Source organism: Actinomyces johnsonii, assembly GCF_006546835.1.
Classification (GTDB): domain Bacteria; phylum Actinomycetota; class Actinomycetes; order Actinomycetales; family Actinomycetaceae; genus Actinomyces; species Actinomyces johnsonii.
The window spans coordinates 30201-42417 of sequence record NZ_VICB01000010.1; the positions used below are offsets into that span (position 1 = coordinate 30201).

General features: G+C 67.7%; 7 protein-coding genes. 3 read left to right on the top strand and 4 right to left on the bottom strand.

Translation table 11 applies throughout. The annotated features are described in order from the left end of the window. Positions 1 to 43: 43 nt before the first annotated feature. The 4 genes from FK256_RS07225 to FK256_RS07240 all read right to left on the bottom strand — a co-directional run bounded on the left by FK256_RS07225 (position 44) and on the right by FK256_RS07240 (position 8935). A complete protein-coding gene (locus FK256_RS07225) occupies positions 44 to 6346 on the bottom strand; it encodes an Ig-like domain-containing protein (RefSeq protein ID WP_141424276.1) in 6303 nt (2100 codons plus the stop codon). Continuing rightward, a complete protein-coding gene (locus tag FK256_RS07230) occupies positions 6343 to 6783 on the bottom strand; it encodes an FAD synthase family protein (protein WP_021606967.1) in 441 nt (146 codons plus the stop codon). Before FK256_RS07230 ends, FK256_RS07225 begins: the two co-directional genes overlap by 4 nt. Continuing rightward, on the bottom strand, positions 6783 to 8234 hold the full coding sequence (locus FK256_RS07235; protein ID WP_021606968.1) for a sugar transferase: 1452 nt from the start codon (positions 8232 to 8234) through the stop codon (positions 6783 to 6785). The genes FK256_RS07230 and FK256_RS07235 overlap by 1 nt, the downstream gene beginning before the upstream one ends. Positions 8235 to 8659: 425 nt before the next feature. Then, positions 8660 to 8935 carry a hypothetical protein gene (locus FK256_RS07240; RefSeq protein WP_141424277.1) on the bottom strand — a complete coding sequence of 92 codons (276 nt, stop codon included), beginning with the start codon at positions 8933 to 8935 and terminating at the stop codon, positions 8660 to 8662. Between FK256_RS07240 and FK256_RS07245 the strand changes: the two genes are divergently transcribed. The 3 genes from FK256_RS07245 (at position 8934) to FK256_RS07255 (ending at position 12125) form a co-directional block, all read left to right on the top strand. Next, positions 8934 to 10214, top strand: coding sequence for an oligosaccharide flippase family protein (locus FK256_RS07245; RefSeq protein WP_141424278.1), 1281 nt, complete (start codon positions 8934 to 8936; stop codon positions 10212 to 10214). The genes FK256_RS07240 and FK256_RS07245 overlap by 2 nt on opposite strands. Positions 10215 to 10382: 168 nt before the next feature. Continuing rightward, positions 10383 to 11117: a CDP-alcohol phosphatidyltransferase family protein gene (locus FK256_RS07250; RefSeq protein WP_141424279.1), complete on the top strand. Its 735-nt coding sequence runs from the start codon at positions 10383 to 10385 to the stop codon at positions 11115 to 11117. 114 nt (positions 11118 to 11231) lie between these two features. Beyond that, on the top strand, positions 11232 to 12125 hold the full coding sequence (locus FK256_RS07255) for an O-fucosyltransferase family protein (protein ID WP_141424280.1): 894 nt from the start codon (positions 11232 to 11234) through the stop codon (positions 12123 to 12125). Positions 12126 to 12217 lie beyond the last annotated feature (92 nt).

Genomic DNA, 12217 nt, shown 5'->3' on the forward strand with positions numbered 1-12217 from the left:
GTGAGTTGTTGCGTAGCGGGCATCGATCCGGTCACTGATCCGGTCACTGCTGGGTGCAGGTGATGGTCTGGTTCCAGTTCGGTGTCCGGTGGGGGAACTTGTGCCGGGCGTACCCGTTCTTATCGAGGGCGACCTCTTCTGTGTACTGGTCCGGTTGCCAGTCCCAGGTGTCCCAGTACCAGTATCCACAGGACAGAGTGCTGTTGGGATTGCCGTACAGGTCGACAACCATCTGGTAACAGCGCCCCCAGGGCCCGAAGCCCCGTGGTGAGCAGGTCTGGGTGTAGTCGATGGTGAAGGTCTGCTGGGTGCCGACCGGGACATTGTTGCCCCTGTCGTCATCATCATCGTCGCCGTCGTCCTGCTTGGGCGGCCTGGTGACGGTGTCGCAGCCCCACTCCGAGGTGCCGGCGTTGTTCTTGGCGCGCACGCACCAGGTGCGTGACTCTCCGCGCTTGAGCTTGCTTCCGTAGGTCTCGCCGACTTCGATGCTGTCGACGGTCTTGCCGCCGTTCTCGGTCTGCTCATAGCTGGTGCCCGCCCCGTTGTTGGCCCCGGGCGTCCAGGAGCACTCGACCTTCTTCTGCTTCTTGCCGGTGAGCTCACAGCTGACCGAGGGCGCCGATGGCGGGCCGTAGGGTGCCACCGGCGAGGAGGCGACGACGTCGGAGTACTGTCCGCCGCCGTTGGCCCGGGCGTAGACCGTGTAGGCCTGCCCGTCTGTCAGGCCCCGGATGGTCGAGGAGCTGGTCCAGTTGACCTGGTCGACCGAGTACTCCACCGACAGATCGCCCACGCTCCAGCCGTTGCCGGCTCGGGGCGAGGCGTTCACGGACAGTTCGCCGCTGTTGCCGGTGGCCTTGACGACGGGGGTCGAGGGGGCCAGCGGGGTCGACTTGTAGGTGTAGCTGGCCTGGGCCGAGGTCTTGGTCCCGTGGCCGTTGTCCGCCACGACCCAGAAGGTCCAGGTGCCGGGAGACAGCGAGACGCTGGTGGAGGTGGCGCCTCCGACGCTCTTGGAATCGCTCGTGTTGCCGTTGGAGTAGTGGAGCGTGTAGCTGACGGAACTGCCGTTGCCGTTGGCCGCCTGCCAGCTGACGGCGACGGTCTCCCCGTTGGGGGTGATGACGGGCGTTCCGGGCGTTCCGGGCTCGCCATAGGGCGTCACCGAGTTGGACGGGGAGGACCAGTCCGAAGCGGTCCCTTGGCTCGACTTGGCGCGCACCTGTGCGGTGTAGGCCCGTCCCGGGGCGACGTCGATGGACGTCGATCCCCCGGTCAGGCCCGTGAGCACCGTCCCGTCCGACAGGCGCACGTCATAGCTCAACGCGCCCCCGAAGGGGTCGTCCACCTCGGACCAACGCACGATGAGGCTCCCCGCGCCGGCTGTCAGCGTGGGCGCGGCCGGCGTCTTGGCCGTGGCATTGTGCTGGTAGGACATCGATGCGGCACTGGAGTCGCCGTACTTGTTGGTGGCCACCACCTGGATGTTGTAGGTCTGACCGGGCACCAGGTTGTTGATGAGGCAGTTCGAGGTCGTGCAGGTCTGCTCGACGCCGTCGACACTCACCTTGTAACCGGTGATGGGGGAGCCATTGGCGGAGCCATCGGTCCAGGACACGCGCGCTGAGGTGGCCCCCGCCGGCGCCACGGTCAGCCCGGAGGGGGCTGTGGGCGCCACGCCGCCGACCTGCACCGTGATCGTGCCGGTGACGGCCCGTGACTCGGAGCCGGTGGAGTCCAGCACCTTGTACTGGGCGGTGATAGTGCCGTGGAAGCCGGCGTTCGGGGTGATGGTGACCGTGGTGCCGGAAGCGCTCACCGTTCCCTCACCGGAGGTGATCGTCGGGGTACCGGACAGGGTGATCGGCTTGTCCGGGAAGGGATTGCTCACCGCCGCGGACACGTCGGTGCTCACCGCCTCGCCGTTGCGGGACTCCAGGTTGATCGGAGCCGTGGTCATGAGCGGCTTGGTGGAGGCGCTGACCCGCACGGGCAGGGAGGCGTTGACCGGCGGGTTGACGCCGTCGGAGACGGTGATCGGAACTGAGCCGGTGGTGCCTTCGGTGGCTTTGTCGGCGGCCTTGACGGACAGCGTCGAGCCGCTTAGGGAGATATCGAAGCCCTTCGGGGCGGGGCCGGCCTGGAAGGAGAGCTTGTCGCTCGGGTCCGGGTCGGTGGTCATGGCCGCCAGATTGGCCGTGACGGCCCCCTCTCCGGGCGCCACCGTCACCTCGGTGGGGGTGAATGTCGGCGGCTTGTTCGTCGAGGAATCCACAACGATCGGCAGCGTGAGCGTGGCGCTCAGCGCGTCCGAGCCGGTGCCGTCGGCCACGGTGAAGGTCACCGAGGTCTGACCGGTGAAGCCCGACTCGGGCGTGAAGGACAGCCCCGTCCCGCTCGAGGTGATCTTGGCATCCTTGGTGCCCTTGGCCATGTGGATGGACGAGGCGTCCGGGATGACGGGCTTGGTTCCCTCACGGGTGAGGATGTAGGAGGACAGGTTGATATCCGTGGTCTTGTCCGCCAGAACGTGGGCGGGCACGGCCGAGGGGTTGATGCGGGGCCGCAGGGCGGACCGGGCGGGAACCACGACGACGGCGTGACCGGTCAGTCCGTCGGCATCGGTGATCGTGTAGAGCACGAGCCGCTGGGTCTCGCCCACCGTGAGGCTGATGGAGTCTTTGCCCACCTCGACGTCGGGGTCGGAGGAGGAGAGCTTGAGGTCCCACGGCGAGCCGTCGGTGTCCTTGTCGTTGTCCAGGACCGGGATGGTCACCTTGCCGTTGGCGTCGACCTGGTCGACGGTGACGTAGTCGTCCACGCCTACCGGGTTGGCCAGGGGGGCGTTGCTGGAGACCTGGACGGTGACGGTGCCCGTGTCGGTGCCGCCGCGCCCGTCGGAGACGGTGTAGGTGACCGAGTGGTTGCCCTCTTTGTCCGGCAGGTTGAGCACCAGGCGTCCGGCACGGGTGGATACGCCCAGCGACGGGTCGCTGGAGACCGGGTCGCCCTCCAGCGACAGGGTGTCGCCGTCGGTGTCCAAGTCGTTGGACAGGACGTCCACGGCCACGGTGCGTCCCGGTTTGGCCACGACCAGGTCGTCTGTGGCCACCGGGGCCACGTTGACCGGGGAGGCCTGGGCGACGCCCACGCGGACCGTGCCGGTGGACTGGGCCCCGAAGCGATCCTCGACGACGTAGGTGAAGGTGTCGGTACCAGTGGCGCCTTCGGCGGGCTTGTAGGTGAGCCACGAGGAGTTGACCTCCACCGAGCCCAGGGAGGGGGCCTGGTTGAGGCCCACGAGGCTCACCGAGTCGCCGTCGGGGTCGATGCCATCCAGGGGCACGGTGATGTTCGTGGCCGAGCCGGCTAGGGTACGGGCCTCGAGGTTTTGCGGCGAGGGCGCGGAGTTGTGCTCGGTGTCCTGCGCGCGCACCTCCACGGTGAGGACACCTGAAGCGGTCTGCCCCTGATCGTCCTTGGCCGTGTAGGCGTAGGAGGTGCGTCCGGGCTGGTCGCCGGCGCGGAAGCGAACGGTGTTCTCGCTGACCCAGGCGGTGCCCAGCTCATCGCCGACGAGGCTGACCTGAGAGTCCACCGACAGGTTGAGCCCCGAGGGGGAGGTGTCGTTGTCCAGAACCTTGGCGGTGACGACGTCGCCGGCTCGCACGACGGCGGTGTCGTTGGTGACCACCGGCGGCTGGGGCTGGGACTGCGTCACGGGGACAATCGCGACCTTCCCGGTGGTGGAAGAGGTGCCGTTGGTGACGGTGTAGTCGACCGTCAAATTGGCCGGGACCGTACTGGCCGCGGTGATCTGCAGCAGGGAGTGGTCCACGACCGTGACGGTGACCCCGGAGTCCGGCGGAGTGCTCACCGACTGCAGGACCAGGATCCCTCCGGAGGGGTCGAAGTCGTTGTTAAGTGGGGCAATGGTTGTCGAGCCGCCGTTGCGCAGCAGGGCGGTGTCGTTCTCGGCCTCGGGCGGCACCGTGGCCTCAGCCTTGGGGGTGACGTCCACGCGCACGATCCCCTGAGCCGTATTGGCCCCGTCCATGACGTCGTAAGTGAGGTAGTAGGTCTGGGCCTGGGCGTTCGCTTCGGTGGAGAAGGTGAAGACGCCTGCCTGCTGGTCGATATCGATCGAGGTCCCGGCCGGGGCGTCCTGGACCGCGGCCAGGCGCAGGGTCCCCCCGGAGGGGGAGGTGTCGTTGTCCAGAGGCGAAACGACAGCCTTGGTTCCGGCGACGACGCGTACGTGGTCGGCGTTGGCAATCGGCTTGGCCGACTGGGCTGGCTGCACATCGACCTTGACCACGCCGGAGGTGGTCTCCCGGCCGTCGGAGACGGTGACGGTCAGATCCCGGGAACCGGTGCCGGCGCCGAGTTCGCGCACCGAGACGGTGCCCTCGTTGGAGACCTTGACATCCATCCCCTCGCCCTGGGCGGAGACCAGGTAGAGGTCGTCCCCGTCAGGGTCGAGCCAATGGCCCAGCACGTCCAGGGAACCGGAGGCGCCCTCGGCGACGGTGAGGGTCGGCGTGGTGATCTGGTTGGGGGCGGCGTTGACCTCCCAGCCGTGGACGTCCACGGTGGCAACGGCGGAGTCGCTCATGCCACGGCCGTCGTCGGCCGTGTAGGGCACAGAGTAGCTGCCGGTGGCGTTGTCGGGGATGTCCATGCGCAGGGCCAGCCCGCCCTGGGCCTTGGTGGCGGCCAGCGAACCGCCGTTGTCCTGCGGAGTCGCCGTGAGGACGTCCCCGTCGGGGTCGGAGTCGTTGGCCAGGACGGGCAGGAGCGCCGAGCGGCCCGGGCGCACGCCGAAGCTGTCGTCGACAGCCTTGGGGGCGTGGTTCTCCTCGGTGCGCTCCGGAGGCGTCTGGGACTCCGAGGTGTTGGCGGAGTCGTCCTTCTGATTGGCGTTGTCATCGGTCTGGGCGGTCTTGTCCGTCCAGTCGTCAATGAGGACGAGGTCATTGTTGGGCAGCCACACCGAGCCCGACTCCAGGTCGTTGAGCACGATGGCGTCGCGGTTGACCCGGAAGATCGGGGCAGAGGAGGAGGCGAGTTTGTCGTCGTGGATGGTGTCGGTCCCGCCGAACAGGCCCGAGCAGCTGCGCACGAACTGGCCCGAACCGGACCAGGCGGCGTAGACGCACTTGCCCAGGCGCACCGGCTGGGCCGCAACGCCCTCGGGTGCCGGATCCTCCTTGGCCGACGGCGTTTTGGTGACCTTGCCGCCGTCGAGGGGGACGGAGATGAGCTCGTTGCGGGAGGCGACCAGGACCGAGTCGGCCTCGGGGCCGGGCTGCTGGAGGGCCAGGCCGGCGGCGCCCAGGTTGACGGTCTTGCCCTCGGGCAGGTGGAGGATTCCGGTGGAGCGCTCGAGGACTACGGGCTTGTCGCCGACGGCGGTGATGGCCAGATCGGTGCCGGAGGTCAGTGTCAGGGAGGTGTTGGTGGCCTCCTTCCAGCCCTTGTCGTCGGCCTCCAGAGAGACCAGGGATTTGCTGGTGGCCGAGGCCGCGTGGATCGCGCCGTCCTTGCCGACGACGGCCACGACGTCGGGCATGCCGGTGACTACCGGGGCGGCGGAGGCCAGGGAGCCGGCGGCCTTGGCCTTGGAGGCCCGGATGGTGCCCTGGACCTTGTCGACGGCGATGGCTCGGTCGCCGCCCTGGGCGACTGTCACGCCCTTGGTGAGCTGGGTGCGTCCGGAGAAGGAGACCTGGGAGGGGTCGACTGAGGAGACCGAGGCGTCACCGGTGTCGGGGACCAGGATGTCCTCGGCGTTCTGGGTGACGTCGAAGGAGGATGAGGAGGTGCGGATCGTGCCGTCGACCTCGCGGGAGGGGTAGTTGAGGCGGGCCACGAGGTGGTTGGTGGTGGAGGTGACCCACACGCCGCCGTCGTTGAGATGCAGATCGGCCTGGGCCACGCCCTCGTGAAGCCAGGCGGCCGTTCCCAGGGCGGTCACGCATAGGACCGCCGCCAGGGAGGACAGGCGCTTGCGCAGCCGCTGACGCTGCGCGCGCGACTGAGGGATGCGGAAGGTCGCAGCCAGGCGGGAGGTGGTGGTTCCGGAGGTGAGTCCCGAACCCGTGTCCTGTCCGTCGCCGGCCGATGCGGAGCCCTTGGCGTTCCGGGTGCTTGTGGCTCGCCGCCGGGGACGCAGAGCGCTCGCGGCGCGGGCGAGGAGACCGGGACGGTCCACGGCAGACTGAGCGGTGCTGGAGTCGGATCGGTTGCCTCCGCCATCGCCGGCACCGGGGGCGGCGGAGGCGGAGTCGATGCTGCTCGACGGGTTGTCGGGCGCTTCGAAGTCATTACGTGAAGTGGTCACTTGGCCCCTTGGGGACTGCGGGAGGCGACCTCTTGGACGAGGGTGCGTCGCAGCATCGTCGAGGAGGTGGTGGGTGTGTAGGGCAGGTAGATCACGGAGGCGCCGACCTCCGCCATCTCGGCCTCGAGGCGGCGGCCCTTGTCTGTGCCCTCCCAGTCGGTGCCCTTGAACAGCACGTCGAAGGGAGAGCGCTTCCAGGCCAGGCGCTTGTCCTGGTCATAGTCGGGGACCACGGAGTCCACCATGCGTAGGGCGGCCACCATGGCCATGCGTTCGGCCAGGGGCACGATGGGGCCGCGCCCCTTCATCCTTTCCAGAGACTCGTCGGTGGCGACTCCCGCGATGAGGCGGTCGCAGCGCTTGGCCGCCTCGGTGAGGATGTTGAGGTGTCCCACGTGCAGCATGTCGAAACCGCCCGGGACGTAGCCGGTGATCATCAGTAGGCTCCCTTTCCGCCGATAACCGCGCGCAGCGTTCCGGCGAAGATCTTCGCGTCCAGGGCTCCGCCCCGGTTCTCCACGTAGTGGCGGTCCAGGGCAACGGTGGAGGCCCAGGACAAATCTGAACGTCCAGAGATCTGCCACAGGCCGGTCAGTCCGGGCTTGACCAGGAGACGACGCAGTGCCTCGGCGTCGTACTTGGCGACCTCGACGGGAAGTGCGGGGCGGGGCCCCACCAGGCTCATGTCCCCGCGCACGACATTGATGAGCTGGGGCAGCTCATCAATCGACAGGCGGCGGATCCAGCGGCCCACGTGGGTGATGCGCGGGTCCTGGCGGTCCTTGAACATGACCTCGTTGCCGGCGTCGCCGCCGGCCTTGACCACCGACGCGCGGCGGGCGTCGGAGTCGATGTACATGGAGCGGAACTTCCACATGGTGAAGGGCTTGCCGTTCTGCCCCACGCGGGTCTGGGTGTAGAAGACCGGTCCGGGGGAGTCGATGCGGATCGCGATCGCGGTGACCGCCAGCAGCGGCGAGATGAGTGCCAGCCCGATGGCGCCCGCCAGACGGTCGAACAGGGCCTTGCCCAGAGCACGGGTGCGGCGGGTCTTGATGGCGATGAGGCCGGTCCAACCATGGGTGACAGTCAACGCCCGCATACGCCCGGGCACGACGTCCTGCAGACCGGGGGCGACGACGAGGCGCACCTGGGTGTTCTCCAGCCCTCGCATGAGGGTGACCAGATCCTCCGGGGTCACCGATCCGATCGTCATGACGGCGTCGATGCGCTCGGCGTGCAGGGTCTGGGCGATGTGGTGGGGGCTGCGCACCGGCTCGGCCGAGTGGAAGGCCCGGTCCTGCCCGGAGGACAGGTAGCCCACGATGAGGAAGCCGTCCATGGGGTGGCGGCGGAGCTGAGTGAGCATGGGCTGGGCGCCCGAGCCCATGACGATGAGGGTGCGGCGCAGCGCGTGGCCTTCGAGGCGACGGCGCCGCAGCCAACCGGACTCGATGGAGCGTCCGGTGATGGCTAGGAGGAGCTGGACCGCCAGGGCGGTCAGCAGGGTGGTCCGGGCGACACCGGAGAGGTCGGCCAGCAGCAGGGCGACCGGGAGGCTCACGGCGGCAGCGGCGACGAAACGGCCCGTGCCGGGACCGGCCTGCTCGACGGCGTCGATGCCGAGAGCGCCCAGGAACCAGGCGATGAGCACCATCGTGATGCCCACGGTGGCCGCGGACCAGACCAGTGACAGGTGGCCGCCCAGGAGAGCGGCCCAGATGGGGGCGGCGATGGCGAAGAGGTCGGACAGGACGAGCCAGATGATGAGGTCGCGGCGCGTGCGCGCCCAGGGACTGCGCGGAGCGGTGGAGGTGGCGTCGGCTGCTGCTGTCGAGGGACGCCGGTGCTGCTCGCGCTGGGGCAGTGTCAGGGTCGAACTAGACAAGATGGACTCCGCAGGGATGATCGAGGGTGGGCTATTAACTGGTTGAGTAGTGCTGACGGGACGTCGCGAACAGCAGCAGTTTTAGAATGCTACTAACTCTGGGCGCCGTTATTTGTGGGAAGTGGCCAAGATCGCAGGGATGGACTGGGGGGTCGTCGTGCGTTTGGGATGACTCTATGTTACGGGTGCGCAACGAAACGATGGTGCCAATACACTTATGAGGGACCTTTCAGGGTTCTCCCAGAAACCGCCGTTCTCCCTGGTAGGGGCGGGTTTGCTGGGGTTGTGTCAAGGGGGGTGGGTGGGGGTCGGTCAATGTCACAAGTCGATAAACAAAAGATAGCAGGTTGCTGATGATTATGCGTCTACTCTCGTGCCTGTCTTTCGGACCTTCCCCGATACTGGTTTGTGACCTTCCTACAACATCAGGAGTGCGATGTGACCCAGTCGAGTTCATCGGCGCCCGCGCCGTCCTCTCCGGCATGCGCCGCCCCCGCAGGTGCTGCCGCCAGCGGGCTACCTGCGGATGTGGCTGACACCGCAAGCCGTTCCGGGGCTGAGGGGGGTGGGGCTCCGGCCTCCGCGCCGGCCTCTCGACGCTCGCCGCTGCGGCGACTCGTCGGGACTTTGCGGCGGGGATCGTCGTCGGGGGCCAGCTGGTCGTCTGTGGGAACCACAGCCATCGCCAAGGTCGTGGTCATGGGGATCTCCGGCGTCTTCGGCCTGGTCAACACCAGTCTCATCATCAGGCACTTCGGGGCCGACGCCTTCGCCCAGTACGGCTTGCTGGCCACCTTCCCCACCCTCATGCCCTTCACCGATCTGGGGATCGGAGCCGTCATCCTCAACACGGTGGCCAGCTCGGCCGACCCGGCCCATGACTCGACCGTGCGGCGCACGATCACCACCGCCATCCGGGTGCTGCTCGGCTCCGCCCTGGTCATCAGTACGGTCGGCATCGTCCTTATGCTGCTGGGGGCCTGGCCCTGGTTGCTGGGCGGCAAGCTCATGGAGGGGGGCGGGCTCACCGCCACCGTCTGCCTCATCATCTACGCCGCGGCCCTGCCGCTGTCCGTGGGGCAGCGCGTCATCATCGGCCTGGGGCGCTCTGCCACGCAGGTCATCAGCCAGGGGGTCGTCTCCCCGGCCATGTCCTGCTTCCTGCTGCTGGCCATCGTCACCGGCCTGGGACGCGGCAACGCCGTGTCCATCTACTCCTACATCGCCAACGCGCTGGTCTCGGTCATCTGCATCGTCGTCGCCTGGCGCGCCACCCGCCCCCTGTTTTCCGGCGCCGTCCGGAACGTGCTGCGGCTGCGCAGCGTGCGGGGCGTGCGCATCGTCAACACTGCGGGGCCCCAGCTCCTCCAGTCCCTGGCCATCCCGATCGCCTTCCAGACCGACCGGCTCCTCCTGTCCCACTTGGGTCAGTCGCAGGCCCTGGCCGAGTACAACCTGGCCAACAATCTGTTCAACATGCTGACCCAAACTGTCATGGCGGCAGGGGTGGCCATGTGGCCGATGTTCGCCCGAGCCCGGGCCGACAAGCGCATCGAGAGCCCCTTCAAACCGGCGATGCTCTTCAGCGGAGGGGGCTTCCTTCTGGCTCTCGCCCTGGTGGCCGTCACCCCCTGGGCCGCCCGGATTATGTCCCACGGCAAGATCGTCCTGCCCGCGGCCCTCGTGTGGGCCTTCGCCGTCTATGTCGCCGTCGAGGCCGCCAAGCAGCCGTTGGGCATGTACATGACCGACCCCCGCGGGCTGCAGTTCCAGGTGATCCCGGTGCTCGTCCTGGTGCCGATGAACCTCGCCATCTCCTGGGCTCTCATTGGGCGCTTCGATGCGGCAGGCCCTATTCTGGGGTCGGTGATCTCGGTGATCCTGTGTCAGATCATCCCGTACGCCTGGTGGGTTCGCCGGGACGTCGCCCGACGGCGTCGCGAGCCGGCCGAGCAGCGGGCGCAGGAGGCAGGGCGGTGATCCCGTGCCCGCCGACCGGCGGCTCCGGGCCGCTCCCGTGACCCGCGCGCCGGTGCCGTTCCGAGTCTCCTCGACCGCTCCCCGACCTCCCTTGACTCCCCTCCCCACCGTTCCTCACCGTTCACCATCCCGGCCCGGTTCCACGGGCCCCATCCGAGGAGATGCCTCATGAGCTCCCCTGTCAGTTCCCCCACCATCGCCGAGAACATCAGGGCCCTGTCCCGCGCCCAGAAGTCCAAGGCCGGTGCCCCCCTCTACTCCCGCGTCATCAACCGCCCCGCAGGGCGGGTTCTGGCCGCGATCGCCCACCGGCTGGGCGCGACCCCGGACCAGGTCACGGTGCTCTCGGCGCTGTGTACCTACACCGGCATCGCCCTCATCGCCCTGTGGCGTCCCGCAGTCGTGTCTACTGTGGCGACCGCCCTTCTGCTCATGCTCGGATACGCTCTCGACGCCGCCGATGGCCAGTTGGCAAGATTGCGCAACGGGGGTTCAAAAGCCGGCGAATGGCTTGACCATGTTGCCGATGTCATCAAGTTATCGACAATTCACGGAGCAATTGCGATCTCTCTTTTTCGGTTCGCGGATCTGCCTCCTTCGATCCTGCTTATTCCTCTTGCCTTTGGGGCGGTCCAAAATATCCATTTCTTCAGTTACATCCTGACCTATCAACTGCGTTATCACGGCGGTATTCCCATGGCCAAGGATGAGGCTCGGCCGGGCGTCATCAAGTCGGTCCTGTCTGCCCCCACGGATTACGGCCTCATGTGCTTCGTGCTCATGACCCGCTTCGCCCCGACAGTCTTCCTGTGGATCTACGGCGTCATGCTCGTGGGGTACGCGGGCTACGTGATCTTGGCACTGCCCAAGTGGTACCGCGACCTGCGGCGCGACGCCCGGTAGTCCGCTGGCACCCGCCGTCGAGCCTCGGGAATCCTCTGCGGGCCGCCGGCGGGGCCTTCAATGTGACGGCCGTTTCAGTAACTCCCCTCCAACAACCTTCGCTTAAGGAATCTTATGGCTCTGATTACTGGTCGCAAGGCGCTACTGGTCTATACCGGGCGCAGGGACGGTCTGGGCAACCGTGTGCGCGCGCTGCTGTCCGCCCAGGAGCTCGCCCGGGTCGAAAATCGAGACTTCTACTACGTGTGGAGCACCGATGAGTACTTCGGCCCCCGCATGGATGAGCTGTGGCACTTCCAAGGGGGCACCTCGGTTTCGCGCCTGGTCTCCAGAGCGCTCATTCCCCTAGCCCGGTACCGCCCGCCCAAGGGCGTCCAGGTGACGCCCGCGCTGCGCCGTGCTCACCTGTGGCAGATCCACTCCCATGGTCTGCCCATCACCTGGCAGGACTCGGCATGGACGCAGGACGGGGTGGACACCGGGCCGCGTCCCTGGACCGAGCTGCTGCGCGAGCTCACCCCCGTCGACGAGATCGCCGATCAGGTGCGCTCCATCTACGACACTCACCTGCGCGGTCGCCCCTATGTGGGCGTCCAGGTGCGTACCCACGCGGTCTCCCACGCCAAGACCATCGAGTCCTCGCCGGTGGAGTGGTTCGCGAACCGGATGCGCCAGATCCGCGCCGACCACCCTGACGTCCCCTTCTTCCTGTCCTGCGACACCCCCGAGGCTCAGGAGCAACTGGCCAGCGAGTTCGACGGCTGCGTCTTCCTGACCGACAAGGGCGGCTACAACACCACCACCGGCGTGCGCTCGGGACTGGTCGACCTCTACCTGCTGGCCAGCTCCCAGCATCTCATCGGGGCCTCCTTCTCCAGCTTCGTGGAGATGGCCGTTTTCCTGTGCGACGGCGTTGTGCCCTTCGAGAGGCCCGATCAGCCCCTCGAGGGTGACTTCAGCCTGTCCCTGGGGCTGGCCGAGGATCCCCTGCGCCCCGCCCTGCGCTAGTACCCGGCCGAGCCGGGCATCTTTCGCGTAGCCCTACAGATTTTCTGTAGGGCTACGCGAAATCTGTCGGTCTCGGTGGAACTGGCGGGGTC